Here is a 25,831-nt window from a genome sequence, read left to right on the forward strand (position 1 = left end):
CGGAATCCGGAGTTCGATTTCACGCTCGAACCCATCATTTGCCGGTTTGCCGGTGCGGGGGACGGTCTGCCAAGCGCTTGGCATGTCGGCCCCGAGTGTGTGAATGAGAGTAGATTTGCTTGGTTTCCTCAGACAACTGCTGCGCAGCGCCGAGTGGCCGGAAGGTGCCGTGTGATGCGTAGTCTTATTCTTGGTGCCCCGCTCGATACAGCTGACGGGTTGCTTGCTGCCGCTCACCGGGCATTGGAGAACGGACAGGTGCAACAAGCGCACGACCTCGCAGTAACTGCTCTATCCATGGCGCGCGATGTCAATCCGCGCCTCGAAGCGCGCGCCTTGGCGTCGCTTGCGCATTGCGATCGCATCAGTTCGCGCCTGCGACTTGCCACCGAAGCCAGTCGCCGTGCCGCTCATTTGTTCGAGCAATTGGGTGACGCGCAGGGCGAGGCCAATGCGCTGATCACACTTGCTCACGTGTGTATCTTGCTGGGCCGTAATGACGAGGCCGTGGAAGCTGCTTTGCTCAGCGTCCGGCTGTGCGAGACCAAGGCTCCGCAACCGCAACTGGTGTTGGCCTACAACTGCCTGGGCATTGCCTATTCCTGGGCAGGTGACCACGATCGCGCCGATGCGTCGCTGGCGGCGGCAATCAAGGTTGCGCAGCATTGCGTGCCGGTGGCGAGTGCCTATCAGCCCTTGTTGAATCAGGTCTGGGTCGAGGCCTCGCGCCTGATCGATGAGCGTTTCCAGACCGGCACCATGAGCAGTCTGTCGCGACTGGAAGCCTTGGCCGCAGAGTGCAAGGCGCTTGAAGCGGCGGGGCTGTCCTCGTCGCTGTTGCCCGGCCTGCAGTCCATGGGCGAAGTGATCTCGAATGCGTCGTGGGCGCTGCTGGAAGCATGGCAGGGCGATATCGCCGCAGCTGACAAATCGGTTGCGTTGGCAGTTCAGTCGCTGGCCAAGAATGTGACGTGGCTCGACGCCTTTGTTCGATGGGCCGCGGCCGAAATCGCGTGGGCCAGACAGGATTGGGAAAAGACCCAGATCGAGCTTGAGTCGATGCGGGTGTTGGCCTTGAGCGTAGAGCACGAACAACTGGCCTGCCGTGCGCACCTGTTGCTGGCTCAGGCCTTCGAGATCCAGGGGCGGCACGAAGATGCGCTGCGCGAAAACCGCGCACTGCGTCGGCGCGAGCAGCGGGTGGTTGCTGACGGCCTGGTCAGCCGGGAGGCCCTGGTGTCCTGGCGTCTGGATGCGCGTCAAAGTCAGCGCCATTTGCAGCAGGCCTTGATCACTTCCAAGCAGTTCGAGCGCTGGTCGCTGGAAGATGCCCTGACCGGGATCGCGAACCGCCGTAGCTTCGAGCGTGCACTGGAACAGCGCCTTCAGGTGCAGACGTCCACCGGCCGGCCCTTGACGGTGGCACTGGTCGATGTGGATCGTTTCAAGTCGGTGAACGACCGCTTCACGCATCAGATCGGCGACCGGGTGCTCAAGACTGTTGCCGCCCTGATGGCGTCCAGCGTGCGCGAGCAAGACTTGTCGGCGCGTTGGGCGGGCGACGAGTTTGTGATCCTGTTTGACAACACCACCACCTCGGTCGCGATCCAGGTGTGTGAACACGTGCAGTTGGCCGTTGCCGGATTCGACTGGGAGGCCATCGCACCGGGCCTGCAAGTGTCGGTCAGCATCGGGCTGAGCGAGGCCCAGCCGGGGGACGCCGCCGAAGCGGTGATTCACCGCAGCGACAAGTCCATGTACCTGGCCAAGCTACGGCCTTGCTCGGCGTAAGCGTGGGCCTGATGCATTCAGGCTCACGGGTGAATCAGGCCTGCATGTAATTCACATCCGTGCCTGATTCAGCCCTGAACTTGCTTCGACCCTGAATCTGCTTCAACCCCACGCGTAAGTCCGCGCGTGTTCCAGAAACGCCTTCATGGCTGTGCTCGGATGGCGGCGGTTGGGGTAGTACAAAAACCAATTCGGCAGGGTGGGGCTCCAGTCTGGCAGCAGTTCCACCAGTTGCGCCTGCGCGAGCGGCTCCTTGGCATAGTCTTCGAAGATGTGGGCAATGCCCTGGCCAGCCAGCGCCGCCTGCAGTTCTTGGTGCGCTGAGCCCAGCGTCAAACGTCCTTCGGGCGTGACAGTCAGCGCCTCGCCATCTTTTTCGAATTGCCAGGTCATCAGCGTGCCACCCGGGAAACGTCGCCGGATGCAGTCGTGTCCAAACAGATCCTGGGGTGTCTTGGGCGTGCCGCGTGCGCGCAGATACTCGGGCGAAGCGACGATGGCGTAACGCAGGGGCGGCCCGATCGGTGTGGCGATCATGTCTTGCGCCAACTGTCTGCCAAAGCGCACGCCTGCATCGAAACCCTGATCGACAATATCCACGATGGCCGCGTCGCTGACGATCTCGACATTGACCTCGGGATACGCCCGCATGAAGTCGAAGGCCAAGGGGCACAGCACGTGGTCTACGGCCGGGCCGGGTGCGTTGATGCGTATGGTGCCGGACGGCGTGGATCGGAGCTGGTCCAGGTCGGTCAACGCCAGGCGAATGTCGCGCAGAGCCGGTTCCAGCTGTGCCAGCAGCCGTGCACCGGCTTCGGTCGGCGAAACGCTGCGTGTTGTTCGATTCAGCAGCCTGATGCCAAGCGCCGCCTCCAGTGCATTAAGGCTTTGACTGAGCGCGGAAGACGAAATGCCGCGTTCAAGCGCTGCTGCACGAAAACCGCCGCAGCGCACGATGGATGCGAACGTCTCAAGACTGTCCAGGCGTAGTGGGGTCATCAGGCTTTGTCTCAACCAATTGCGTAGTTTTTCTTATCAGCGTGTTCTCGTTTGTGCATCTTATCAGCGCGATCAAGCGTGGCCATAGTGACGGTCAGGTTGGCGTTCTGCATGGTGCAGGCAATTGCCGACGACTTGAGTCGAGGACAACACATGACGATGGAAACGCTGACGCGGCATCGCCGCAAGTTCATGCTGTCGGCGGTCGCCGGGGCATCGGGGCTGGCGCTGGGAAGTGGTTTTGAGCGAACCGCCCTGGCGCAGACAGCAGCCCCGTCGCCCGCGATGCAGGCCGGCAATGCCGCCCACTACCAATTCCGCGTTGGCGATATTCGGGCAACCGTGGTGAGTGACGGAGTAATCGGCGGGCCGCCACGCATATACGCCAGCGACGCGCCCGAGCTTGACCTGCAGGAAGCGCTGCGCCGTGCCTTCCTGCCGCCCGATCACCTGACGCTGAACCTGAATACGCTGCTGATCGAAACCGGCGGGCGGCGCATTCTGCTGGAAGCCGGGGCAGGGCAGACCATGGGGCCGAATGGCGGCCGCATCTTCGCCAACCTTGCTGCCCTTGGTTTACGTCCCGACGACATCGATGTGGTGGTCGTGTCCCACACGCATCCAGACCATGTCGGCAACTTGCGCGCTGCCGATGGCGGCAAGGCCTTTCCCAAGGCAACGGTGTTTGCGCCGCGCGCAGACTGGGATTTTTTCGTGCGCGGTGAGCCTGATCTTTCCTACATGCCGGTGCCAGAGGATTTCCGACGGCGGTTTGGTGCGGCGATCAAGCGGAGTGTCGAGCCGGTGGCGGCCGGCATCGAACTGTACGAGGCGGGTACGGAGATCGTGCCGGGGCTGACCACGATTGTGGCCGCTGACCACGATTGTGGCCGCTGGCCACACGCCAGGCATGGCAACCTTCCTGGTGCACTCGGGCGATGCGCAGCTATTGCTGACGGCAGACTTGGCCTATCACCCGGTCGTCAATATCAATAATTCTTGGCTGCTTGGCCCGGATCGGAACAAAGAGACTGCGCGGGCGGCACGGGTGCGCATCTTTGATCGGGCTGCCAGCGAACGCATGTTGGTGTTGGGCTTTCATTATCCGTTTCCCGGTTTGGGAAGGATGCTGAAGCTGGACAACGCCTATGCTTGGGTGCCGGCCAACTGGCAGTTTTGAAAAGGCAGCGGCAAGCGATGAAACTGTCGCTCGCCGCTGCCTTGCGCGATGCTGGGACCGCACAGGTGAAGAGGATCTATCCACGCCGCAGGCAGGCAGCACTAGCCCCGTACCGGTGCCCACGGGAAGCTCTCGGTGCTGGCGTCCAACACCACGCCGCTTGCCACCAGGCGCTGGCATTGTTCGGCATCCAGGCCTGCTTCGCGCAGCACTGCAACGCTGTGTTCACCCAGCTCGGGTGGGCTCAGCGTCGCGTTGGCCTGTTCGTTGTTGGGGTCATCGCCCGCATCGCCGGCATACAGCCGCGGAAACTCCGGCACCTCAAAATCCAACCCGCGATATTGAACCGCGCGCAGTTTCCCCGGCTGATGCGCCTGCGGCACTTCCAGCACGCGCTCCAGTGGCAGCACTTCCGTGTTGCCTACGCCTGCCGCGCTCAGACGGGCAGCGGTTGCGTCGAAAGGATGGGCAGCAATCGCTGCTTTCACCAAGGCTTCCACTTCCTCGCGCCGCTTCTTCCGATCACGCAGCATTGCCAGGGACGCATCGTTTGCTTCGGGCAGATTCATGGCCTGGCAGAACTTCAACCAATGCGCGTCCGTCAGCATCAACAGGTACATCCAGCGTTCGTCTGAACTCATGTACGCGCCGTAGCCCGGCATGCTGAATTCGCCATGCGGCTCGCGTTCGGGCCGGCCCAGCAGCTGCGTCTTCAACTGAATGCCAACCAGATCGCGGGACGCAACGTGCAGGCCGGTTTCGTACAGGCCAACCTCCACATGGCGGTCAGCCGCGTCCGGGCTAAGCATCTTGGCCAGAATGCCGATCACTGCGTAAGCCCCGGCGAACTGGTCATGGTAGGACGGCCCAAGCCTGCTTGGCCGTCCGTTGATGCGGTTTGCTTCCATGACGCCAGTAGCTGCTTCGGCCACCGGGTTCGATGCCAGGTCGTCTTCCTGTGGCCCGTTGGCATATCCTCGGATGTGGCAGTAGATCAGCTTCGGGTTGATCGCTTCGCAATCCGCCTGGGTCAGGCTCAATTTGCGCGCAGCCTTGGGTGCCAGGTTGTGTACCAGGGCATCGGCACTTTCCAGCAGCTTGCAGAACGCGGCATGGCCGTCGGGATCGGCCAGGTCGATGCACACGCTTTTCTTGCCGTGGCTGTACGCGATGAACGTGCCGCTGGGGCCGCCACGGACCAGCGCGCGGGTCGGGTCACCGCGTGGCGGCTCGACTTTGATCACCTCGGCACCCAGCTGCGACAGGATGTGCGAGGCAAACGGGGCCGCCAGCATGGTCCCCAATTCGATGACACGACGGCCCGCGAGGGGAGGGTGCGACATGGTGATCTCCTGCTTTATCTGCAAAAGAATGCATTCTATATTTTAAGATGTGCTGCGTAATCACATAAAATTATGGGGTAAGCCCGTATTTCTAAGCCGTTCCAAAAATATAGAATGCATTCTTATGTCGTGCAGAGAACGCGGCAGCCCCAAAAATGACCAGGAGATAGAACGTGCACAGAAGAACGTTTCTTTCCAGTTGTGCCGCCGCCACTGCCTCGATCGCACTTCCAGGCCTGGCACGCGCCCAAGCGGTTTCCCCCGGCATCGATATGGCCAACAAGACGGTCACGGTCGGTGCGTTCACCCCCATCACGGGGCCTGTGCCGTTCTACGCAATCCTGACCCGGGCCGCCGAGTCCTGCTTCAAGTGGGCCAACGAGACTGACGCGCTGAAGGGCTGGAAGATCAACTTCGTCACCTATGACGATGGCTACGAGCCGTCACGCAGCGTGGCCGTCACACGCCGCCTGGTGGAAGAGAACAAAATTTTTGCGCTGGCCGCGCCCGTGGGCACCGCCCAGTGCACCGCTGTCATTCCTTACGCCAAGGAAGTGGGCCTGCCGATGTTGGGGCCGATCGGCGGTGCGTCGGCGCTGTTCGCCGAACGTCTGGTGTTTCCGCTTCTGCCTGACTACGGCTGGTCTGCTGCGTCGAACCTGGACTACGCCTTCAACGACCTGAAGGCCAGCCGTGTGGCGCTGCTGTGGGAAAACGATGAGCTTGGTCGTTCCGCCAAGCGCGGCTTCGATTTGCTGATGGCCAGCAGCAAGAAGGAAGCGGCCGAATCCATTCCGTTCGAGGTGCGCAGCACCGATTTCACGCCGCACATGCGCCGCATCGCCAATGCCAAGGCAGAAGTGGTGATCCTGTTCGGGTCGAACGCCAACCTGGCGGCCGCACTGAAAACCGCCGAGCGCCTGGATTTCCAGGGCAAGTGGATGGCCCCGTTCTTCACGGCCGACCCTACCACCTACAAGTTGGCTGGCCCCTTGCTCGATGGCACCTATTTCTCGTCGTGGCTGATGCCCGTCGGTGCTGACGACGCGAACATCAAGGCCTACCGCGACACCGTGGGCAAGCTTTACCCCAACGACCCGATCGGCGTGTTCGGTTTGAACGGCTGGAGCAATGCATCGCTGTTCGTGAAGGGCTTCCAGCTGCTGCTGGAAAGCGGCAAGCCACTGACCCGCGCAAATCTGGTCGATGTCATGGAAACCATGAGCAACCAGACGGTGGGTGGCGCACGCGGGGTGACCTTCAAGGCCAATGACCATCGTGGCACGCGCCAGGAAGGGATCATCCAGGCAACCTCTGGCGGCACGTTCAAGCTGGTGCGGGACTTCAAGCCGTACCCCACCGATGTTTTCGACGCAAAGATCTAAGGGAGCGGCCGCGTGAGCACTGCTTATGACGATTGGGTGGGACGGACCGAGGAACGTGTCGAACGCATCGGCGCGCCAGCGGTTCAGGCCATGGCGGCAACGCTGGATCTGGATCATGCACCGACTGCCGGCGAGGCGTTGCCGCCGGGCTGGCAGTGGCTGTACTTCAATCCGCCCGTTCGTCGTGGCGGCCTGGGTGGCGATGGGCATCCGAAACGCGGCGGGTTCTTGCCGCCCATCGACTTGCCCCGCCGCATGTGGGCGGGCAGTCGAATTCGTTACCTGGCCGATTTGCCGATCGAGGCACAAGCCACGCGCCGCAGCCGCATTGTGAAAGTGGAAAACAAGGTGGGCAAGCGCGGCTCGCTGTGGTTCGTGACGGTTGAACACACCATTTCCGTCAATGGCCACGACTGCATCGTGGAAGAGCAAGACATTGTTTACAGAGATGCCACGCCACCCGGTCAGGCTGTCGCTGCACCCACAGCCCCGGTTCGGCACGACGGCGAGGCGCAATGGGGCAAAGCGTTCGAGCCTGACACCACGGTGCTGTTCCGATATTCAGCGCTGACTTTCAACGGCCACCGCATTCATTACGACCAAAGCTATGCACGCGATGTCGAGGGCTACCCGGACCTGGTGGTACACGGGCCGCTGACGGCCACGTTGCTGCAACAACTGGCGCTGGAACACAGCGGCGGTCGGGCCTTGGCGAGTTTCGACTTCCGGGGTGTCAGCCCTTTGTTCGTATCGCGCGGTTTTCAGCTGGAAGGACGCGAACTTGATGACGGCAGCCTGAACCTGTGGGCACGCGGGCCGGATGGCGACCTAGCGATGTCCGCCATAGCGACTTTGCGCTGAACCTGCGACAACACTTCTACCTATAAAAACAGCATCAGGAGATTCAGGAGATGGCACAGCATTTGAGTGGAGCGGCAAACCTCGATGGCCAGGTGGCCTTCATCACGGGCGGAGCCGGTTCCATGGGACGCGCGATTGCCACGGCATTTCAAGCCGCTGGGGCGCGTGTGATCGCGACGGATCGGGCCGAACATGAAGATATTGGCGAGGGCATCGACTACCGCCAGTACGACGTGACCTCGCGCGAGCAGACCGACACGCTGATCGATGCGGTGCTTGCCGAATACGGCCAGGTCGACATCCTGGTGCTGTGCGCGGGGATCATTGCGCGCACGCCGCTGGCCGACAGCACAGACGACGAGTGGGACGCGCTGATGTCCGTCAACGTGCGCGGCGTGGTGAACCCGGCGCGCAAGCTGTTTCCGCTGATGTGCGATCGCGGATTCGGAAAGATTCTGGCGGCAGGTTCCATCGCTGCCAAGAACGGCGGTGTGGCGTCTGGCCCGGCCTACGTGGCGTCCAAGGCGGCTGTGCACGGGATGATGCGCTGGATCGCCAAGGCCGGCGCGCCGCATGGTGTGTACGCCAACACGCTGGCACCGGGGCCGGTGGAAACCGCGATGTGGGCAAGCGTGACGGGCGGCCAGGCACCTTCTGCCAATGGCTCGGTGCCGCTGGGCCGTTACGGCAACACGGAAGACATTGCGCAGGCGGCGCTGTTCCTGTGTTCGCCAGCATCGAACTGGATCACGGGCACGTCGCTGGATGTCAGCGGCGGCATGTGGATGGCCTGAGGCGAGGAGCCGAGCATGGCAACAGCAATGACAGCAGATACCACCCCGGTGATCGGTTTCATCGGACTGGGTGTGATGGGCGGGCCGATGTGTCGCAACATGGCCTTGAAGCATGCGGGTGACGTGCTTGCCTTCGATATGTCCGCCGACGCATTCAAGGTCTTGGACGGCACCAAGGCACGCCGTGCGAGCACGGTGGCAGAACTGGCCGCGCAGGCCGACGTGGTCTTCCTGTCCTTGCCGGGCGGCCCGCAGGTTGAACAGGTTTGTCTGGGCAACACCGGCTTGAGCAGCGCCGCGCGCCGGCCAGCAATCATCGTGGACCTGAGCACCACCACGGTGGCGTCTGCGCGCTCGGTGGCCGAGCGGCTGGCTGCGCTGGATGTGGCCTTTGCCGATGCACCGGTGGCCCGTACTCGTGAAGCTGCGCAACGCGGCGAGCTGAGCATCATGGTGGGGGCGGACGAAGCGCTGTTTGCCCGCATCGAACCGCTGCTGCGTTATATCGGTTCTGACGTGACACGCTGCGGTGAAGTCGGCTGTGGCCAGGTGGTCAAGCTGATCAACAACGCACTGGTGTTCGAGAACACGGTGGCGCTGGCAGAAATGATGGTGTTGGGCGAGCGCGCCGGGGTCGATCCGGCCACCTTGCTGGATGCCGTGTCCAAGGGTTCCGGCGACAGCTTTGTGCTGCGCAATCATGGTCGCAAATCCATGCTGCCGCGCGAGTTTCCCGAGAAAGCCTTCCCGCCGGAATATGCCTTGAAAGACCTGGGTTATGTGCTGGAACTGGCCGACCAGACGGGGCTGGATGCGCGCGTGGTCGAACTGGCAAAGCGTTATTACGCCGCGACCGCCAGCGGCGGATGGAGCGGCCGCTACTTCCCGTCGGTGATTGCGCTGATCGACAGCGGGCAGGGGCCGGCAGCGGTGGATGCGGGCGCGGCAGTCAAAGCGGCTTCGGCGGCTTCTGCGTCTAGCCCGGCCAACCCTGCCGGCCAAGCGTCCGGCACCGTATCAACGGCCACCGCCCCGCTAGAAGAAAGGAGCCACGCAAATGGCTGACCTCATCGGCCTGATCTGGGCGGGCATCATCAGCGGCTGCTTATACGCCATGGGCGCAATCGGCATCGTGCTGATCTACAAAAGCTCCAACGTCGTGAACTTCGCGCACGGCAACCTGGCGGGCCTGTCGGCTTTCCTGGTGTTCGGGTTCACGGCCGGCCTGTTCGCCGAGATGGCCTGGGGCGCAGCGGTGTTGCTCACGCTGGTCATCATGGTGGCGGTGATGGCGGTCAGCTACCTGCTGATTGCGCCGCTGGTTTTCAAGTCGGACCTGACCAGCACCATCGCCACACTGGGGGTGGGCTTGCTGGCCCAAGGAGTGACGCAGTTGCTGTTCGGCTCCAGCGTGGTGGCGCTCGATTTGCCGCTGCCGTCATGGCGCGCCCGGCTTGGGCCGCTGCACATCACCGCCTACGACCTTGCTGTACTGGGCACGACGATGCTGGCGATTGGTGTGCTGTATCTGCTGATCGAACGCACCCGCATCGGCATCGCGTTCCGTGCGGTGTCGGCCAACCCGTTCGCCAGTCGCGTGTGTGGCCTGAGCCTGCGCCGCGTGCATCTGTTCTCGTGGGTGACGGCGGGCTTGCTGGGGCTGGTGGCGTCGCTCTTGATCGTGCCCACCACCTTCCTGTCGTCCACCAGTGTGGCGTCCTTCATGTTGCAGGCGTTTGCGGCGGCGGTGGTCGGAGGCTTCAATAGTCTGCCTGGCGCGATTGTGGGCGGCATTTTCATCGGGGTCATCATGAACCTGCTGTCGTTCTACCTCGCGGCCGAGTTCAACAACACCTACCTGTTGCTGACCATGCTGGTCGTACTGAACATCTTCCCGAAGGGCTTGCTGGCTGTGCGCGGAGGTCTCCGTGTCTAGTGTCATCACATCTTCTCGCGACGTGTCTGCCAGCGCCGTGCAGGCAAACCAGGCGGCAGCATCTGCACGGCGGCGAACTGCCGGGCTGGGCATCATCGGTGTGCTGGTTCTGATGGCATTGCCCCTGGTGGCAGGCGGTTACTGGACCTTCACCCTGGGCCTGTGCTTTGCCAACGCGATTGCCATCATCTCGGTCAGTTTCCTGGTGCGTTATGGCGGCGAAGTGTCGATTGGTCATGGTGTGTTCGTTGCTGCCGGGGCCTACACCGTGGCGCTGGTGGAAAAATACCTGGGCCTGCCGCTGCTGGTCAGCCTGCCGATTGCCGCCTGCGTGGGTGCCTTGCTGGGCGTGATCTTTGCGTTCCCATCACGCCATCTGTCCGGCATTTATCTGGCCGTTGCAACCATGGCCTTGGCGCTGGCCTTGCCCGAAGTGCTGCTGCATTTCTCGTCGGTGACGGGCGGCTACGAAGGGGTGTACGTCAAGCTGGATGCACTGCCTGGCTTGTCGAAAGAACTGCAACGGTATTACCTGCCGCTGGCAGGTCTGGTGTCGGTGTCCATATTGCTGCGCCACTTCCGCCGCTCACGCCAGGCCGCGGCACTGATGCTCAGCCGGACTTCCCCTCATGCTGCCGAATCCTTTGGTGTGCGCCGCAGCTGGGCACGCCTGTCCTGCATGGCGATGAGCGCAGGGATTGCCGCGATTGCCGGCGCGCTGCTGTCCTTCAGTTCATCTACGGTGTCGCCCAACAGCTTCACCTTGTGGACCTCGATCTTCCTGCTGGTGGGCTCGGTTGTCAGCTTGTATTCGCTGTCGATGTTCGGTGCGCTGATCGGTGGGCTGTTCCTGACCATGATGCCCATGCTGCTGGCCGGCGCGGGCAACTGGGTGCCGATTCTGTATGGCGCTGCGCTGCTGGTGGTGGTGCTGGGCTTCAACGCCCTGCCCGAAGCATGGCGCAATCGCCTGATGGGAGGACAAGCATGAGCGCAGCTGTTGCTACACCGGTTGCCAGTGCGGTTGCAAACGCGGTTGCCCGTGAACCGCTGGTGGTTGACGATCTGTCGCTGTCTTTCGGTGGTATTCGGGTCTTGCAGCACGTGGGCATGCATCTGCGTGCCGGCGAAATCACCGGCCTGATCGGCCCCAACGGCGCAGGCAAGACCAGCTTCTTCAATTGCCTGACCGGTTTGTATTCGCCGCAGCACGGCAGCATCTGCCTGGGCACCAAGCACCTGGAACGCATTCCCTCGTCGGGACGCGCTGCGCTGGGCTTTTCGCGCAGTTTCCAGCACGTGGCCTTGTGCCCCGAATTAAGCGTGATCGAAAACGTCATGATCGGCCTGGACCGGCAGTCCTCGGCCGGTTGGCTGGACGCCTTCCTGCCGCTGTCTGGCGGGCGAAACGAACGGGCACATAACCGCGAACTGGCGATGGCTGCCTTGACCCGCCTGGGCGTGGCCGAGGTCGCCGACCTGTCACCTACCCAGTTGCCGCCTGGTGTGCTGCGGCTGACCGAGATCGCCCGTGCGATTGCCGGCAACCCGCGTGTGCTGCTGCTGGACGAACCGGCTGCAGGCTTGAATTCCGTGGAAACCGGTGACCTGTCTGCTGCCTTGAAACGGCTGCGCGCACCCGACCTGGTGCTGGTGGTGGTGGAGCACGACATGGACCTGATCATGGACGTCTGCGACACCATCCACGTGCTGAATGTCGGGACGTTGCTGGCGTCCGGCAGCCCTGAACAGATTCGCCTGAATCCCGACGTGGTGCGCGTGTACCTGGGAGACGAAGATGCATGACATCGATACAGGGTCGGACAGCAACACCTTGCTGCGCGTGGAAGGGCTGACGGTGCGTTATGGCGCAGGGCCCGTGGTGCACGGCATCGGCCTGGCGGTGCGCACCAGCACGGTCGTGGCCTTGCTGGGTGCCAACGGCGCGGGCAAATCCAGCACACTGCGCGCCATTGCGGGCCTTGAGCCGGCGCAAGGGCAGGTGTTCTTCGACGGGCAGGATATCTCCAGCCTGTCGGTGGCCGAGCGCTTCAAGCTGGGCATCGTCTACGTGCCTGAAGGCCGGGCAATCGTGACCGACCTGACGGTGGCCGAGAACCTGAAGCTGGGGTCCTACTTCGTCGATTCCGCCACGCGCAACAAGCGTGAACAGATGGTGATGGATTTCTTCCCCGAAATCGCCAATCGCCGTCGTTCGCCGGCCGGGCTGCTTAGCGGTGGTGAACAACAGATGTTGGCAATCGGTCGCGGGTTGATGTCCGGCCCGCGTCTGATTCTTCTGGACGAACCTTCGCTGGGCTTGGCTCCGTTGCTGGTGGCGCGTGTGTACGAACGCCTGGCGGCAATCCAGAAAGAACAGAAGCTGGCGGCCTTGCTGGTGGAACAGAGTTTTCACGTGGCCGCCAAGCTGGCCTCGCATGCCTGGGTGCTGCGTCATGGGCACATTGTTGGTGAATTGGACGAGGCCGCATTGCGAAGCCGGGAAGGGCGGCAGGCTGCGATCGACGCCTACCTGGGTGCGCGCAAAGAGACGCCGGCTGCCGATGCAAGCACGCGCGGTGCAGAGCAAGACCCACAGTCGGGGGTGCACGTATGAGCGCGCAACAAGCAAGTCAGGCCGAGATGAGCACGGCTGCTTCGAACAGCGCGATGACTGGTGCCGCCATGACCCAGGCAGGCATACCGGAAACCAAGGCCACGCCCATGACAAAACAGTTGAGCCTGCAAGGCGAGGTCATCGCCACCGGCTTGAAATTCCCGGAAGGCCCGGTGGCCTTGCCCGATGGCAGTGTGCTGGTGGTCGAGATCGCCGGTGGCCGCTTGATGCGCGTGTCGCCCACGGGCGAGTTGCAGGTCGTGGCTGAACTTGGCGGCGGCCCGAATGGTGCGGCACTTGGCCCCGATGGACACTGCTATGTCTGCAACAACGGCGGCTTCAGCTGGCGCACTGACGCGGGGTTCTCACGGCCCACCGGCCCGGCTGCCGACTACGCAGGCGGCTGCATCCAGCGTGTGAATCTAGACACCGGTGCAGTCGACACGCTGTACACCCATTGCGATGGCATTGCGCTGCATGGCCCTAACGACATCGTGTTCGATGCACACGGCGGCTTCTGGTTCACCGACTTCGGCAAGACCTTTGAAGACCGCATGTTGCGCGGTGCGTTGTACTACGCGCGTCTGGATGGCAGCTTTATCCGTCGCGCCGCCCATCCGGTCCTGACCCCGAATGGTGTGGGCCTGTCGCCAGACGGCAAGACGCTGTACATGTCCGAAACGGAGACCGCCAGGCTCTGGTCCTACCCGGTGCTGTCGCCCGGCGAACTGGGCCTGGAACCCTGGCCGTCGCCCAACGGTGGCCGCCTGGTGCATGGTCTGCCCGGTTATCAGCGATTCGATTCGCTGGCCGTGGAAGAAAACGGGAACATCTGTGTGGCCACACTGGTTCGCGGCGGCATCAGTGTGATTTCACCCGACGGCAACCTGCTGGAATTCCACGCCGCACCCGAAGGCTATTGCACCAACATCTGTTTTGGCGGGGCTGATCGGCGCACGGCGTTCATCACGCTGTCGGGTTATGGGCAGTTGTTCGCGGCACGCTGGCCACGCGCCGGTCTGGCGCTGGAGGCTTGACGATGGCAGATGCAATGACAGACACCGCTGCAATGGCAAACGAGGACACGTCCATGACCGAACATCAAGGCACACGACGCAAGTTGTTGACCGCTGCGGCAGTCGTGAGCGGTGCAAGCGCGCTGGGCCTGCGACCCGCCTGGGCGCAATCTGCCCCAGCTATGCAGTCATCTTGGCCGTCCAAGCCCATTCGCATCATCGTGCCGTATGCAGCCGGGCAGGGTGCAGACGTGTTGACCCGACTGGTGGCCCACGAGTTGACCAAGACGCTGAATCAGCCCATCTACATCGAGAACCGGGCAGGAGCAGGCGGCAACATCGGCGCGGCCGCTGCGGCTCGGTCGGATGCTGATGGCTACACCTTCATGCTGGGCACCAACGCCATCAATGCGGCCAACGAGTTCCTGTACAACAACCGGGGCTTCGAGCCCAGCGACTTTGTTGGCGTGGCCATGATCGGCCTGCTGCCGATGGTGATCTGCACATCGGCCCCGGACCTGCCCACCAATGGCTTGGCTGAACTGATTGCGCGTGCCCGCGCCAAGCCGGGCACCTTGAACGTCGGGCTGCCCAGCACCACCGCACAGGTAGTGTTTGCAGAGTTCGTGAAGTCAGCCCAGGCCCCGCTGTTCGGCGTTATGTACAAGGGCTCCAGCCAGTCCTTGACCGACACGATCGGTGGCCAGATTCCCTTGGCCATCGACACGGTGACCGCATCACGCGCTTATGTCGCGACTGGCAAGCTGCGTGCATTGGCGATCACCTCGCTTGCCGCCAGCGACATGCTGCCGGGCGTTAAGCCGGTGTCAGAACAAGGCGTTCCCGGTTTTGATGTAGTGGCCTGGGATGCATTGTTTGCCCCGCGCGCCACGCCGCCCGAGATCGTCGCCAAGATGGGCGAACACATCCGCATGGCACTGCAAGCGGCCGATGCACGCCGCAAGATGATGGACATCGGTGTGGAACCGCTGGTGATGGGGCCAACAGAGCTGGACGCGTTTGTGAAAACCGAACGCACCAAGTGGGGCAGCATCATCAAGACAGCCGGAATCAAGGTGGAATAGCTAATACCCCTGAAACGACGCCAAACTACGCGGTTTTCAGATCATCGACACTCTCGGGTCGCACAACAACCCATCCAGAAAAACGCAACACGAATCGCACTACAAACTGCGGTACTGAACCACACCGCTTGACCGAATAAAGCACCAACGAATACGCAAGACCAAGACATCAACGCAAGGCCTCAATCCCGATTGACCAAGAATGCATTCTGCATTGTTTATCTGAGCCAGGAGATTCACTGTGAGCACTGTCATCAACGCCCCCCAGTCCGACGTCGGCAACGCACCTGCCGAGGGCCTTATCACCGACGAGGCAGTCGCCGCCGCACGCGCCATGATTGGCCTGCATCTGCGCCCGGAAGGCCCGTATCTGCAAGACGCTACCGCCGACACGCTGCGCAACTGGTGCAACGGCATTGGCGACCTGAACCCGCTGTATCGCGACGTGGGCTATGCATCGAGCACGCGTTACGGGTCCATGATCGGCCACCCCATGTTCCCGATGGCCTTCGGTTGGCTGGGCCGCACCCGCTGGGGCCTGCCGGGCGTGCACGGCTTCTACGCCGGCAACGACTGGGAACTGTTCCGCCATGTGCGTCCGGGCGACCGCATCACCTCCATTGAGCGCGTCGTCGGTGTCGAAGAAAAGGAAAGCAAGTTCTCTGGCCGCCTGGTATTGCAATACGTCGAAGCCAGCTACTTCAACCAGCGCGGCGAACTGGTGGCGCGTGCCTTGGGCACATGCACCCGGCATGAACGCAAGGCTGCACGCGACACCGGCAAGTACAAGGAAATCGTGCTGCATGAATACACCAACGAAGAGCACGACCGCATCGACGCCATGGTGCTGAACGAACCCAAGAACATTCGTGGTGCGAACGTGCGTTATTGGGAAGAAGTGGAAGTGGGCGAAGAACTGCCCACCATTGCACGCGGCCCGCTGTCCTTGATGGACACCATGGGCTTCCTGGTCGGTTGCGGTCGTGGCCACACCCACGGCGTGGTGTTGCAGGCAGCCGCCAAGCATCCCGGCCACTTCTTCCGCAACCCGGAAGCAGGCGGTGGCGTGGAATACACCGGCATCGGCCACCACCGCGAATCGGTCGCCAAGGAAGTGGGCGTGCCGGGCACCTACGACTACGGTCCGCAGCGTTCGTCGTGGATGTGCTCGCTGATCACCAACTGGATGGGCGATGCGGGCGTGATCAAGCGCGTGCGGACCGAGATGCGTCGCTTCAACATCATGGGCGACACCACCTTCTGCAAGGGCAAGGTAATTCGCAAATATGTGAAGAACAACACCGGCCTGGTGGACATCGAGATCGCGGCCGAAAACCAGCGCGGTGAAGTGACCACACCGGGTATTGCCACGGTGGCCTTGCCCTCGCGCGATGTGCGTCTGCCGGCCTTCCTGGATGGCTCGGCAATCGATCTTGAACTGCCGGTGACACGCTGAACGTGTACGGATTGAGCGTGCACCGATAGCGCGGACTACGCCCACCCCTTGCCAGAGAGTAGCTATGCAGTTCAACGATTCGCCACACACCGCCGCGCTGCCCTTGTCGGGCTGCCGCGTGCTGGAGCGCGCAAGCACGGTAGCCGCCGCCTATGCGGGGCGGCTGCTGGCCACCATGGGCGCGCAGGTCATCATGCTGGAGCCACCGGGTGGGTCACCGCTGCGGCGGGCCGCGCCCTTGCTGGATGACGGCGGAGAGAGCGCGCTGTTTGCCTACCTGGCGGTGGGCAAGCGCAGCATGGTCTGCGATCTGGCGAGCGCCGAGGGCAGGGCGCTGCTCGATCAGGAGCTTGAACACGCCGGCATGCTGATCGACGACACGCCCGTGGCGGGGCGGGAAGCGTTTGGTCTGGCACCGGACCGGCTGAGCATGCGCTTTCCGCATCTGGTGCATGTCAGCGTATTGCCCTTCGGTGCATCCGGCCCCAAGGCGGGGTGGGATGCGGCCGAGGTCAACCTGATCCACGCGGGTGGGGAGGGATACTTGCTGCCCAACGGCTTGTCCAATGAGTTGTTCCCAGACCGGGCACCGCTGAAGATCTACGGCCATTTCAGCGGTTATCAGGGCGGGGCGATGGCCGTGCTGTGTGCCTTGTCGGCATGGTGGGCGGTGCCGCAATGCGGCGGGCAATACGTGGACGTATCGGTGCAGGATGCGGTGTTGTCGGTGGGCGCGTTTGCGTTGCAACGTCTGGGCGATGGCTCGCTGGAACATCGCGCCACGCGCCGATTCCGATATGGCGGCGTGTTCGAGGCGCAAGACGGCTTCATTGAATTGCTGACGCTGGAAGATCGACAGTGGAGTTCGCTGGTGGCCTTGCTGGGCAGCCCCGACTGGGCACGTGATGCCGGCTTGCTTGACCCCTTGGAACGCAGCCGGCGCGGCAGTGAAATCAACGAACACATCCGTGGCTGGATGGCCAAAAACACGGTGGAAGACATCGTGCGTTGGGCACAAGAGCTGGGCGTGCCGGCCGGCAAGTACCGCACGCCTGCCGAGGTGGTCGACGGCGCGCAGGAACGGGCGCGTGGCCTGTTTGCGCCGTCCAAGCTGGAAAACGGTCAGCAGACCGATGTGTTGGTTGCCCCATTCCAGTTCCGCTGCACGCCGCTTGCCGGCGGCGGCTGTGTGCCCGCGCTGGGCGAGATGACCCAGGAGGTCCCGGTATGAACGCCCCTTGCGCACGTCGCGCGCCCTTGGCCGGTGTGCGTATCGCCGACTTCACGATTCATGCAGCAGGGCCGTTCTGCACGCATCTGCTGTCACAGCTTGGTGCTGAGTGCATCAAGATCGAAAGCCGCACGCGGCCCGATGCGTTTCGCAAACCGCACGCGGTGTACGGCCGTATGTCGGCGGCCACTTTCGATCAGGTATCTGCCAACAAGCTGTCGGTGCGCCTGAACCTGAAGCAGCCCGAGGCGATTGCGCTGGCCAAACGGATTGTCTCTGCCTCCGACATTGCGGCCGAGAGCTTCCGCCCTGGCGTGATGAAACGCCTGGGCCTGGGTTTCGATGACTTGCGGCAAGTGAAAGAAGACCTGGTATTCCTGTCCTTGTCGTCGTGCGGACAAAGCGGTCCCGACTCGCACTTCGCTGGCTACGCCCCCTTGTTCGGTGCCTGGGGCGGGCTGGGCTGGATGAGCGGATACAGCGATGGCCCGCCCGTGGAAATGCGGCACGTGATGGACCACTCGGCAGGTATTCACGCTGCCCTGGCCACCATGGCCGCGCTGCATCAACGACAATGCACAGGTGACGCGCAGCATGTAGACCTGGCCGCGCGTGAAGTGGCGTCGGCCATGATCGGCGACGCCCTGGTGCTGGCTAGCCTGGGCCTGACACCCGAACGGCCTGGCAACGCCGACCTGGGCATGGCACCGCATGGGGTGTACGCAACGGCGCAAGATGATCGCTGGCTGACGCTTGCGGTAAGAAGTGATGCTGAATGGCGCTTGTTGGCGCAGGTATTGGGCTTGAATGCGGATGACATGCGCTTTGTCAGCACCGCAGGCCGCCTGCGGCACCGTGAGGCTTTGGACGGCTTGCTGCTTGCGTCTTTTGCCCAGTGCAACGCCGACGACATGGCGGCCCGCCTGCAGGCGGCGGGCGTTTGTGCCCACGTGTCCTGGAATATGGAAGACATTGCCGCCGACCCGCATCTGCGGGCGCGCGGTGCCGTCACGGAAGTCAGCGCACCCGACATCCCAGCCAGGTTGGCAGTTGGCGCGCCTGCACGCTTCAGCCGTACCGGAGACGTGGGTATTCGACGCCTGACGCCAACGCTGGGCCAGGATGAGGAGTATGTTTTCGGTGAACTGCTTGGCCTGAGCACTGCGCAGCGCGCTGACCTAGAGGCACGCGAAGTCATTCTGTGACCCGGTTTGTGATTCCCCAATTCGATAAAGGAAGTTGACGATGAGCGATTCGATTTACCTGGTGCTGGACATGGAAAACGACTTGGTCCACGCCGATGGCCCGAACGGCAAGGCGGCCTACGGTGACCAAGTGCGCGGCCGGAATATTCTGGTCAACACCCGCCGCGCGCTGGACAAGGCCCGCGCGGCAGGCGTGCTGATCGGTTTCGTACGCGTGGGTTTCTCGCCCGACTACCGCGAGTGCCCGCCCAATTCGCCGATCTTCTCTGGCGCGCGCAAGAATGGCATCTTCAAGCTGGGCGAGTGGGGCACCGAGGTGCACCCCGACCTGGGCCAGCAGCCGGGTGACTTCGACATCGTCAAGCATCGCGTCAGCCCGTTTTATGCCACCAATCTGGAAGCCATCCTGCGCGCCAAGGGCATCAAACGCATCTACTGCTCGGGCATTTCCACCAATGCTGTGGTCCAGGCCCTGGTGCGAGAAGGCCATGATCGCGACTACGAGATGATCGTGCTGGAAGACGGCTGCTGCGGCGTGTCTGCCGAGGAACATGACAACGCGATCAAAGGCTTGCAGCGCTTCTGCCGCACGACCAACTCGCAAGATGTTGTGTTCGAGTAAGGCTATGTCTAGCCTACCCGCCACCCCAACCGTCAATCCACCGGTCAGCCTACCCGTGCCCCAGCTTGCGCGCAGTCTGCTGTTCGTGCCCGGCGACCGACCCGAGCGCTACGCCAAGGCCCTGGCTAGCGGCGCACACGACGTGGTCCTGGACTTGGAAGACGCCGTGGCCCCCGCCGCCAAAGACGCGGCGCGCGAGGCGGTAGGTGCTTGGCTGCGCGAGGGCAACCAAGCGCTGGTCCGCGTCAACGCCATCGACACCCCCTGGTTCGATGACGACATGGCCATGCTGCGATCCGTGCCCGGCGCAGGCGTCATGCTGCCCAAGGCCGACACTGCATCAACGGCCCACACGTTACGCGTGCTGCCCGGGCGTCGTGTGATTGCCTTGGTCGAAACCGTGGCGGGTTATCTGGACCTGAAAGCCCTGGTAGCGCTGGACGGCCTGGCCCGCATCGCTTTTGGCAGCGTGGACTTTTCTACGGAAAGCGGCATTGCCGACGAAGGCGACGCCATGACCGCCATTCGCACAAACATCGTGTTGGCATCCTGCCATGCCGGACTGGAAGCACCGGTTGATGGCGTCAGCCTGGAATTCCGGGACGAAGCCATCATGCGTGCAGACGCCCTGCGGTCGCGACAACTGGGCTTCGGCGGCAAATTGTGCATTCATCCCAACCAGGTTGCTGCGGTGAATGGTGCCTACCAACCCACTGCGGTCGAGCGAGACTGGGCGCAGCGTGTGCTGGCTGCCTTCCAGGAAAGCCGAGGGGCAGCCACGGCGGTAGACGGAAAAATGATCGACAAACCCGTGGTGGAAAGAGCACGGCGCATTGCAGCCACGCCTTCAGTGATGGATAGTGCATCATGTGAAAAACGGCCGTCTGCGGGGTAATTCATCAGCGGCCGACAACAGGTCTTCCCGCAGGGAAGGCCACTCAGGCTCAAGATATGGAATACCGAACCAAAGAAGAACAGGTCGCAGACTACCTGCGCGAGCGCATCATTTCTGGCGTGTACCCGCGCGGGTCACGCCTGAAGCAAGCCGAGATCGCCGAACAGCTGCACCTTAGCATCACCCCCGTGCGCGAAGCGCTGAAGCTGCTGGCGGCCGAAGGCTACGTCAGCGGTGACTCCTACCGTGGCGCGCGCGTCGTCCCCTTCGATGCGGGTGCATCGGCCGAAATACTGCAACTGCGCCTGCTGCTGGAATCCCAGCTGGTGCGCGGTGCGATGGAAAAGATCACCACAGAACACATGGCCGGCCTGCGTGCCCTGGCCGATGAGTTCGCCAACGCCTTCTCCACCGGCGACCGCGCCAGCGCGCGTGGGGTGAACTACCGTTTCCATCGCTACTTCTATGACATCGCGGAGATGCCGCAGACGCTGCATTTTGTGCAGATCCTGTGGGCAAGATACCCCTTCGATGTGATCAATTCCGCCACCGATCGCGGCAAGGATGCTGTGCGGGAACACGAAGAGATTCTGCAGGCCGTGTCGGCTGGGGATACCTCGACTGCGATGCTGGCGATGAGAAAGCATATCGAGTCGGGGTGGGGGGTGTTGAAGGCGATGAGCGAGTAAGCGTTTCCTGGCGTTTGCTAATTCTGTAGGGCTTCGTTTGCGTCGCAGAGACGCTTCAGGACCACGGAGTCCTCCGTATAAAACACTTCTGGGCAGGGCTCCTTTGGCCGGATCATGTTGACGATGATCTGGCCAAGGCGGAGATCGGGATTCGCCTGCCAGTAGCGGTTCAATTCGCTGAGTATTTCGTCAATGCGGGCGGGATCTCTCATGCTTGTACACCGGGGGCCACCGGGCCGGCAGAGATTGCCTCCAAGAACATTTCTCGCCCGCTCTTATTCTTGTATTTTCTCATTTTGGTGTGCCACCACCTTGTGCTTGGGTGCACTGCGCGTTTGACGGCAGTGATATCTTCGAGCGCTTTGATTGTTTGTGTGCTGGCCGCTGCTCGCCAAGCAAGCGTGCTGCAAAAAACAATCATGTCGGGTTTGAGGCAGCTGGCGACGGCCAGGATCGTTGATGCGCTGACCAAGCGATCCTGCGCGGTGTGGACCAGCGACTTACCGCTTTGCTGGGCGGGCCGCTGAAAGTAATTCATAAATGCGACGTGCGAGAAGGCTGGTTCATCGACACCAAGTTGCCGCTCACCGAGTGCCTTGTCGATGTTCTTGAAGATCAGTTTGGAACGCTCCTTCCAGCCTGTTTCGATGCCTTTTGTGATAACGCCGCGAGTATTCAGCCAGGCACAATCGTCTTCCTGGATCGCGGTGTTTGCATACCAGTTAGCTGCATCATGGTGATAGGTGACCGTCTCTTTTAAATAATGGCTTTCACCTATTAAAAGTAGTTTCAGCGGGTTGCTCTGATAGTTTTTTCCAACCCATGGCAGAAGTGTCGGATACCTCACGTAATGGTCGATCAATGCCATTCGCTGTCGAAATCAGTAGTTTTGTACATTTTTATTTAAATGGATTTAGAAAATTCTGCTGGGCAATGCCAGCTTTCGAGAAGTGTAATTAGCGTGACACTCAGGTTTGCCCTGTGGCCCCTCGATTCACCGCCTCCATGATCGCCACATTGATCCCCTGCATCACCTCGCGATACGCATCCAGCCGGGCTGGCGCAATATCGTCGGCCACCAGGTCCATCTGATGGTGAAATTCGTTGGCCAATGCCCGTGGGTCCGGGTGACTGGCGATCAACGCATATCCCAGGCGGCGCGAGGCAGTCAGGTGAACGGTCAGGTCCGCCGTCAACGCAGCATTTTCGGTATGCAGGCGCACCATTTCTTCCAGAAGCCGGCCGTGGCGGTCCAGACGTTCGATGATCGGATCGATAGGCGCAGGAGAAGGCAGGGAAGGAGACGGATCTTGAGGCATGAGTTTCTCGGTTCGGACGGGCTGTGATCTTTTATAGCCCGTGACGCGTTGTTGTGGCGCATGGAAGCTTACTGCCGACGCCTTTGCAGGGCTGACCACACGGCTGACTACATGGCTTACTGCGCCGCAGCCACATCCCAAACACCCATCACCTGGGATATGGCGGCTTCCATGGCTTGAATGCCAACCCCATCCCTGGCCAACGTGGACAGGCCAAGCAGAAAGCTGTCAAAAACCATGCTCAATGCACGTGCATCGACATCGGCCCTGAGCGTGCCATCGGCAATGCCACGATCGATGCAGGCCTTGATCCCGGCACGTGTGCGTGCGCGTGAGCGGGTTAGCGGAGCAGTGACCTCGGACAGCTCGGGCGACGGCGCGCTCATCGCACCTAATGCCACCATGCAGCCTTTGGGGTGCCCGCGCTCGCACTGCATGCGCGCCGAGCGTCGCAGCGACAGTTCAATTGCTGCTTTGGGCGCAATGGTTTTGTCCCACAGGCAGTCGTTGACCTGGGCATAGGTGGCCAGGTAACGCGCCATGCATTCCTGGAATAGCGCTTCTTTGGACGCGAAGGCCGCATAGAAGCTGGGTGCCGAGATGCCGCCACCTATCGCGGCTTTCAGCTGGGCAAGCGATGTGGATTCGTAGCCCTGTTCCCAGAACAGGTGCAGCGCCTGATCGACGGCCGCGTCTCGGTCGAAGGTTCGTGGTCTGCCCATCTGCGCCATGACTGTCTCCTGTGATGGAGATAAAGACTAGTCGATACATAAGTCGTTGACAAGAAATCGGTGCGCATCTACATTTCATATCGATCGATACATAAATGGCGGCCAGAAGTGAGCTTTGGTCTGTTGCGTCAATGACGATCTGTGTTGATCGCAGCAAGGGCTCGCCGCGAGTCTGCCGCCTACCGTGCACCACCAGGCTGCCGCCTACACCGGCAATTTTTTTACCTACATATGTACTGATCGATATTTATGTGTGGCGCGTGTCAGCCACGTCCGCCTTTCACTATTCCGAACATTTCAGGAAAGAACGTGAATCTAACTAGCTCCACCACCGCTGCGTCCACTGACCAGCTTCCCATCGCCGCTTTGCTGGCATTGGCCATGACCGGTTTCATCTGCATCGTCACCGAGACCTTGCCTGCCGGATTGCTGCCGCATATCTCCGACGGCCTGGGCGTGACGGCCTCGATGGCTGGGCAGACTGTGACGGCCTACGCGCTTGGCTCGGTACTAGCTGCCATTCCGCTGACCATTGCCACGCAACACTGGCGGCGGCGCAATGTGCTGCTGCTGACCATCGTGGGTTTTCTGGTGTTCAACACCATCACTGCGCTGTCGCAAGACTTCTGGTTGACGATGGCTGCGCGCTTCTTTGCGGGCATGGCGGCAGGTTTGGCCTGGAGTCTGCTGGCCGGTTATGCGCGACGCATGGTGCAGCCGCATCAGCAGGGCAGTGCGATGGCGATTGCGATGGTAGGCACGCCCATCGCGCTGTCTTTGGGGGTGCCGCTGGGCACGTGGCTGGGCGGCATCATGGGGTGGCGTAGTGCGTTTGGGGTGATGTCCGGGCTGACCTTGCTGCTGATCGTGTGGGTGTTGGCCAAGGTGCCTGATTACCCCGGTCAGTCAGGTCGTGAACGCATGGCTTTGCGCAAGGTGTTCACCACGCCGGGCGTTCGTCCGGTGCTGGCAACCGTCATGGTGTGGATGCTGGCCCACAACATTCTGTACACCTACGTCGCACCTTTCGTGGCGCAGGCGGGTCTGCTTGATCGCATCGACGTGGTGTTGCTGACCTTTGGCATGGCAGCGTTGCTGGGCATCGCGATTACCGGCCGCTTGGTGCAGCATCACCTGCGGGGCGCAGTGCTGACCAGCCTGGCGACCTTCTTCATGGTGGCAGTGGTGTTTGCCTGGTCGGCATCGGTGCCGGCCGTGATCTACGCTGGCGTGGCCGTGTGGGGGCTGAGCTTCGGTGGCGCTGCGACCTTGTTGCAGACCGCGTTGGCCGACACCGCAGGCAAGGGCGCAGATGTGGCCTTGTCGATGAATGTGGTGGCCTGGAACAGCGTGATTGCGGGTGGTGGTGTGCTGGGCGGCATCTTGCTGGATCGGTGGGGCGCACATACCTTCCCCTGGGCACTGGCCGCACTGACGGCGATTGGCCTGGTCATCGTATGGAGCGCCCGGGTGCATGGATTCCGTCCCGGTTCGCGCACTCCTGTCGAGGGTCATTGAGCCAACCTGACTGCGCGCTTGTCAGCCCTGAGTTGCTAACGCTGGCTTGCCAACGCTGGGCGGGCCTGAATCGCACCGATATCTGGCAAGTGCAGGAGGTCTGAATCGGGTTCCAGACGGTGGCATATCCTGACGTATGTGTCAGCACCGCTTGATAGACTCCTGGCCAAACAATCAGGAGATGTCATGAACACCCATCGGACACCCACGCTTGCCGGGCAAGCTGCTTCGCCGGCAAGCGACAGCCGGCTTGTTGAAGCCCACCCCAGCAATCTGCCAGGCGCGATGCCGATCCAAAAGCAGTCGGTGGAAAAGAAGTCGGTGATCGTCAGCGATGGAACCCGGCTCAATTATCTGGAAGTCGGGCAGGGGCAGACACTGTTGATGGTGCCTGGTTGGTCTCAGACCGCAGAACAGTTCCGCTTCCAGCTTGAAGGGCTGGCCAGCCATTACCGCGTGATTGCCGTGGATATGCGCGGGCATGGCGATTCCGACAAGCCCGCTCACGGATACCGCATTCAGCGACTGGCCAAGGATCTGGACGACGTGATGGCTGCGCTGGGTCTGACAGACGTGAACCTGCTGTGCCATTCGATGGGCAACAGCGTGGCATGGTGTCACCTTGACATGTTCGGATGGTCGCGCATTGCCAGGTACCTGTGCATCGACCAACCTACGTTCCTGGTGCCGGACCCCGCCTGGACCCCGCAGCAGGTGGCCGATTACGGTGCGATCTTCCAGGACGCAAACCATGCGGCCAGTGTCGTGGCCGCCGTGGCGGCCGATCTGGGCAATGCCGAGGCACCGACCACCACGGCGTTCCTGGCGTCAATGACGCGGGGCATGTCGGCCGAGCTGTGCGAATGGATCAAGGCCGAAACCCTGAAAATGCCGCGTGACCTGGCAGCCCGCCTGCTGCAAAGCCATTGCTACCAAGACTGGCGCGATGTGATCCCCCGCATCGACAAGCCGACGCTGTTCGTCGGCGGCACCGTCAGCAACGTGCCGCACCCGTGCGTGCAATGGCAGCACACGCAAGTGCGCAATGCGCAGATCCGAATCTTCGAGGAAGCCGAGGGTGGATCGCACTTCATGTTCATCCAGAATTCCGCTGCGTTCAACGCGATGGTGCACGAGTTCATCGGCTAGGCGTGCATG

General features: G+C 62.0%; 27 protein-coding genes. 21 read left to right on the plus strand and 6 right to left on the minus strand.

Features of this window, described 5'->3' with window-relative positions:
* Nucleotides 1–297: 297 nt before the first annotated feature.
* Nucleotides 298–1,791: a tetratricopeptide repeat-containing diguanylate cyclase gene (locus FXN63_RS11560; RefSeq protein WP_187395172.1), complete on the plus strand. Its 1,494-nt coding sequence runs from the start codon at nucleotides 298–300 to the stop codon at nucleotides 1,789–1,791.
* Between the two features lie 102 nt (nucleotides 1,792–1,893).
* Here the strand turns inward: FXN63_RS11560 and FXN63_RS11565 are convergent, their stop codons facing one another.
* Nucleotides 1,894–2,790, minus strand: coding sequence for a LysR family transcriptional regulator (locus FXN63_RS11565; protein ID WP_148814964.1), 897 nt, complete (start codon nucleotides 2,788–2,790; stop codon nucleotides 1,894–1,896).
* Nucleotides 2,791–2,943: 153 nt separating this feature from the next.
* Here FXN63_RS11565 and FXN63_RS11570 point away from each other — a divergent pair, with 153 nt between their 5' ends.
* The gene (locus FXN63_RS11570; protein ID WP_222864040.1) at nucleotides 2,944–3,786 is read left to right on the plus strand and encodes an MBL fold metallo-hydrolase; all 843 of its coding nucleotides are present in this window, start codon (nucleotides 2,944–2,946) and stop codon (nucleotides 3,784–3,786) included.
* Complete coding sequence (locus FXN63_RS26900) at nucleotides 3,755–3,970, plus strand: hypothetical protein (RefSeq protein WP_222864041.1); 216 nt, start codon at nucleotides 3,755–3,757, stop codon at nucleotides 3,968–3,970. The genes FXN63_RS11570 and FXN63_RS26900 overlap by 32 nt, the downstream gene beginning before the upstream one ends.
* Nucleotides 3,971–4,071: 101 nt before the next feature.
* On the opposite strand, the gene FXN63_RS11575 is transcribed toward FXN63_RS26900, so the two are convergent.
* Entirely contained in the window at nucleotides 4,072–5,313 is a 1,242-nt protein-coding gene (locus FXN63_RS11575) for a CaiB/BaiF CoA transferase family protein (protein WP_148814966.1), read from the minus strand.
* 173 nt (nucleotides 5,314–5,486) lie between these two features.
* Between FXN63_RS11575 and FXN63_RS11580 the strand changes: the two genes are divergently transcribed.
* From FXN63_RS11580 to FXN63_RS11655, 16 genes are all read left to right on the plus strand, one after another.
* The gene (locus tag FXN63_RS11580) at nucleotides 5,487–6,698 is read left to right on the plus strand and encodes an ABC transporter substrate-binding protein (RefSeq protein ID WP_148814968.1); all 1,212 of its coding nucleotides are present in this window, start codon (nucleotides 5,487–5,489) and stop codon (nucleotides 6,696–6,698) included.
* A 12-nt stretch (nucleotides 6,699–6,710) separates the two neighbouring features.
* On the plus strand, nucleotides 6,711–7,559 hold the full coding sequence (locus tag FXN63_RS11585) for an HTD2 family dehydratase (RefSeq protein WP_246165109.1): 849 nt from the start codon (nucleotides 6,711–6,713) through the stop codon (nucleotides 7,557–7,559).
* A 50-nt stretch (nucleotides 7,560–7,609) separates the two neighbouring features.
* Nucleotides 7,610–8,353 carry an SDR family NAD(P)-dependent oxidoreductase gene (locus FXN63_RS11590; RefSeq protein WP_148814970.1) on the plus strand — a complete coding sequence of 248 codons (744 nt, stop codon included), beginning with the start codon at nucleotides 7,610–7,612 and terminating at the stop codon, nucleotides 8,351–8,353.
* A gap of 15 nt (nucleotides 8,354–8,368) precedes the next feature.
* Nucleotides 8,369–9,418 carry an NAD(P)-dependent oxidoreductase gene (locus FXN63_RS11595; protein WP_246165110.1) on the plus strand — a complete coding sequence of 350 codons (1,050 nt, stop codon included), beginning with the start codon at nucleotides 8,369–8,371 and terminating at the stop codon, nucleotides 9,416–9,418.
* A complete protein-coding gene (locus FXN63_RS11600) occupies nucleotides 9,411–10,289 on the plus strand; it encodes a branched-chain amino acid ABC transporter permease (protein ID WP_148814972.1) in 879 nt (292 codons plus the stop codon). Before FXN63_RS11595 ends, FXN63_RS11600 begins: the two co-directional genes overlap by 8 nt.
* A complete protein-coding gene (locus FXN63_RS11605; protein WP_148814974.1) occupies nucleotides 10,282–11,280 on the plus strand; it encodes a branched-chain amino acid ABC transporter permease in 999 nt (332 codons plus the stop codon). The genes FXN63_RS11600 and FXN63_RS11605 overlap by 8 nt, the downstream gene beginning before the upstream one ends.
* Entirely contained in the window at nucleotides 11,277–12,095 is an 819-nt protein-coding gene (locus FXN63_RS11610; protein ID WP_148814976.1) for an ABC transporter ATP-binding protein, read from the plus strand. Before FXN63_RS11605 ends, FXN63_RS11610 begins: the two co-directional genes overlap by 4 nt.
* Nucleotides 12,088–12,906, plus strand: a complete 819-nt coding sequence (locus FXN63_RS11615; protein ID WP_148814978.1) for an ABC transporter ATP-binding protein — start codon at nucleotides 12,088–12,090, stop codon at nucleotides 12,904–12,906. Before FXN63_RS11610 ends, FXN63_RS11615 begins: the two co-directional genes overlap by 8 nt.
* Before the next feature lie 107 nt (nucleotides 12,907–13,013).
* Nucleotides 13,014–13,943 carry an SMP-30/gluconolactonase/LRE family protein gene (locus tag FXN63_RS11620; RefSeq protein WP_148819223.1) on the plus strand — a complete coding sequence of 310 codons (930 nt, stop codon included), beginning with the start codon at nucleotides 13,014–13,016 and terminating at the stop codon, nucleotides 13,941–13,943.
* Between the two features lie 53 nt (nucleotides 13,944–13,996).
* On the plus strand, nucleotides 13,997–15,007 hold the full coding sequence (locus FXN63_RS11625; RefSeq protein WP_187395173.1) for a Bug family tripartite tricarboxylate transporter substrate binding protein: 1,011 nt from the start codon (nucleotides 13,997–13,999) through the stop codon (nucleotides 15,005–15,007).
* 241 nt (nucleotides 15,008–15,248) lie between these two features.
* A complete protein-coding gene (locus FXN63_RS11630; protein ID WP_246165111.1) occupies nucleotides 15,249–16,463 on the plus strand; it encodes an FAS1-like dehydratase domain-containing protein in 1,215 nt (404 codons plus the stop codon).
* 64 nt (nucleotides 16,464–16,527) lie between these two features.
* Nucleotides 16,528–17,694 (plus strand): CoA transferase, encoded by a 1,167-nt coding sequence (locus FXN63_RS11635; protein WP_148814982.1) that lies wholly within the window; start codon nucleotides 16,528–16,530, stop codon nucleotides 17,692–17,694.
* On the plus strand, nucleotides 17,691–18,899 hold the full coding sequence (locus FXN63_RS11640) for a CaiB/BaiF CoA transferase family protein (protein ID WP_148814984.1): 1,209 nt from the start codon (nucleotides 17,691–17,693) through the stop codon (nucleotides 18,897–18,899). Before FXN63_RS11635 ends, FXN63_RS11640 begins: the two co-directional genes overlap by 4 nt.
* 40 nt (nucleotides 18,900–18,939) lie before the next feature.
* The gene (locus FXN63_RS11645) at nucleotides 18,940–19,521 is read left to right on the plus strand and encodes a cysteine hydrolase family protein (RefSeq protein ID WP_148814986.1); all 582 of its coding nucleotides are present in this window, start codon (nucleotides 18,940–18,942) and stop codon (nucleotides 19,519–19,521) included.
* A 4-nt stretch (nucleotides 19,522–19,525) separates the two neighbouring features.
* Nucleotides 19,526–20,416: an HpcH/HpaI aldolase/citrate lyase family protein gene (locus tag FXN63_RS11650; protein ID WP_148814988.1), complete on the plus strand. Its 891-nt coding sequence runs from the start codon at nucleotides 19,526–19,528 to the stop codon at nucleotides 20,414–20,416.
* Between the two features lie 56 nt (nucleotides 20,417–20,472).
* Nucleotides 20,473–21,105 (plus strand): GntR family transcriptional regulator, encoded by a 633-nt coding sequence (locus FXN63_RS11655; protein WP_148814990.1) that lies wholly within the window; start codon nucleotides 20,473–20,475, stop codon nucleotides 21,103–21,105.
* A 17-nt stretch (nucleotides 21,106–21,122) separates the two neighbouring features.
* On the opposite strand, the gene FXN63_RS11660 is transcribed toward FXN63_RS11655, so the two are convergent.
* The 4 genes from FXN63_RS11660 to FXN63_RS11675 all read right to left on the minus strand — a co-directional run bounded on the left by FXN63_RS11660 (nucleotide 21,123) and on the right by FXN63_RS11675 (nucleotide 23,155).
* The gene (locus tag FXN63_RS11660) at nucleotides 21,123–21,317 is read right to left on the minus strand and encodes a hypothetical protein (RefSeq protein ID WP_148814992.1); all 195 of its coding nucleotides are present in this window, start codon (nucleotides 21,315–21,317) and stop codon (nucleotides 21,123–21,125) included.
* The gene (locus tag FXN63_RS11665) at nucleotides 21,314–21,973 is read right to left on the minus strand and encodes a hypothetical protein (RefSeq protein ID WP_148814994.1); all 660 of its coding nucleotides are present in this window, start codon (nucleotides 21,971–21,973) and stop codon (nucleotides 21,314–21,316) included. Before FXN63_RS11665 ends, FXN63_RS11660 begins: the two co-directional genes overlap by 4 nt.
* Before the next feature lie 100 nt (nucleotides 21,974–22,073).
* A complete protein-coding gene (locus tag FXN63_RS11670; RefSeq protein WP_148814996.1) occupies nucleotides 22,074–22,424 on the minus strand; it encodes a hypothetical protein in 351 nt (116 codons plus the stop codon).
* 116 nt (nucleotides 22,425–22,540) lie between these two features.
* A complete protein-coding gene (locus tag FXN63_RS11675) occupies nucleotides 22,541–23,155 on the minus strand; it encodes a TetR/AcrR family transcriptional regulator (protein WP_148814998.1) in 615 nt (204 codons plus the stop codon).
* Between the two features lie 381 nt (nucleotides 23,156–23,536).
* Between FXN63_RS11675 and FXN63_RS11680 the strand changes: the two genes are divergently transcribed.
* Both FXN63_RS11680 and FXN63_RS11685 read left to right on the plus strand, forming a co-directional pair.
* The gene (locus FXN63_RS11680) at nucleotides 23,537–24,673 is read left to right on the plus strand and encodes an MFS transporter (RefSeq protein ID WP_222864080.1); all 1,137 of its coding nucleotides are present in this window, start codon (nucleotides 23,537–23,539) and stop codon (nucleotides 24,671–24,673) included.
* A 186-nt stretch (nucleotides 24,674–24,859) separates the two neighbouring features.
* Nucleotides 24,860–25,822: an alpha/beta fold hydrolase gene (locus FXN63_RS11685; protein ID WP_148815003.1), complete on the plus strand. Its 963-nt coding sequence runs from the start codon at nucleotides 24,860–24,862 to the stop codon at nucleotides 25,820–25,822.
* Nucleotides 25,823–25,831 lie beyond the last annotated feature (9 nt).

The sequence above is a fragment of the Pigmentiphaga aceris genome (assembly GCF_008119665.1).
Classification (GTDB): domain Bacteria; phylum Pseudomonadota; class Gammaproteobacteria; order Burkholderiales; family Burkholderiaceae_B; genus Pigmentiphaga; species Pigmentiphaga aceris.

Bases quoted from the DNA above. Each gene is read 5' to 3' on its own strand.
- FXN63_RS11560 (WP_187395172.1), top strand. From the start codon at position 298: ATGGCGCGCGATGTCAATCCGCGCCTCGAAGCGCGCGCCTTGGCGTCG.
- FXN63_RS11575 (WP_148814966.1), bottom strand. From the start codon at position 5,313: ATGTCGCACCCTCCCCTCGCGGGCCGTCGTGTCATCGAATTGGGGACC.
- FXN63_RS11565 (WP_148814964.1), bottom strand. From the start codon at position 2,790: ATGACCCCACTACGCCTGGACAGTCTTGAGACGTTCGCATCCATCGTG.
- FXN63_RS11590 (WP_148814970.1), top strand. From the start codon at position 7,610: ATGGCACAGCATTTGAGTGGAGCGGCAAACCTCGATGGCCAGGTGGCC.
- FXN63_RS11685 (WP_148815003.1), top strand. From the start codon at position 24,860: ATGAACACCCATCGGACACCCACGCTTGCCGGGCAAGCTGCTTCGCCG.
- FXN63_RS11665 (WP_148814994.1), bottom strand. From the start codon at position 21,973: ATGGCATTGATCGACCATTACGTGAGGTATCCGACACTTCTGCCATGG.
- FXN63_RS11610 (WP_148814976.1), top strand. From the start codon at position 11,277: ATGAGCGCAGCTGTTGCTACACCGGTTGCCAGTGCGGTTGCAAACGCG.
- FXN63_RS11615 (WP_148814978.1), top strand. From the start codon at position 12,088: ATGCATGACATCGATACAGGGTCGGACAGCAACACCTTGCTGCGCGTG.
- FXN63_RS11570 (WP_222864040.1), top strand. From the start codon at position 2,944: ATGACGATGGAAACGCTGACGCGGCATCGCCGCAAGTTCATGCTGTCG.
- FXN63_RS11650 (WP_148814988.1), top strand. From the start codon at position 19,526: ATGTCTAGCCTACCCGCCACCCCAACCGTCAATCCACCGGTCAGCCTA.
- FXN63_RS11670 (WP_148814996.1), bottom strand. From the start codon at position 22,424: ATGCCTCAAGATCCGTCTCCTTCCCTGCCTTCTCCTGCGCCTATCGAT.
- FXN63_RS11640 (WP_148814984.1), top strand. From the start codon at position 17,691: ATGAACGCCCCTTGCGCACGTCGCGCGCCCTTGGCCGGTGTGCGTATC.
- FXN63_RS11595 (WP_246165110.1), top strand. From the start codon at position 8,369: ATGGCAACAGCAATGACAGCAGATACCACCCCGGTGATCGGTTTCATC.
- FXN63_RS11680 (WP_222864080.1), top strand. From the start codon at position 23,537: ATGACCGGTTTCATCTGCATCGTCACCGAGACCTTGCCTGCCGGATTG.
- FXN63_RS11635 (WP_148814982.1), top strand. From the start codon at position 16,528: ATGCAGTTCAACGATTCGCCACACACCGCCGCGCTGCCCTTGTCGGGC.
- FXN63_RS11660 (WP_148814992.1), bottom strand. From the start codon at position 21,317: ATGAGAGATCCCGCCCGCATTGACGAAATACTCAGCGAATTGAACCGC.
- FXN63_RS11645 (WP_148814986.1), top strand. From the start codon at position 18,940: ATGAGCGATTCGATTTACCTGGTGCTGGACATGGAAAACGACTTGGTC.
- FXN63_RS11625 (WP_187395173.1), top strand. From the start codon at position 13,997: ATGACCGAACATCAAGGCACACGACGCAAGTTGTTGACCGCTGCGGCA.
- FXN63_RS11600 (WP_148814972.1), top strand. From the start codon at position 9,411: ATGGCTGACCTCATCGGCCTGATCTGGGCGGGCATCATCAGCGGCTGC.
- FXN63_RS11620 (WP_148819223.1), top strand. From the start codon at position 13,014: ATGACAAAACAGTTGAGCCTGCAAGGCGAGGTCATCGCCACCGGCTTG.
- FXN63_RS11655 (WP_148814990.1), top strand. From the start codon at position 20,473: ATGGAATACCGAACCAAAGAAGAACAGGTCGCAGACTACCTGCGCGAG.
- FXN63_RS11675 (WP_148814998.1), bottom strand. From the start codon at position 23,155: ATGGCGCAGATGGGCAGACCACGAACCTTCGACCGAGACGCGGCCGTC.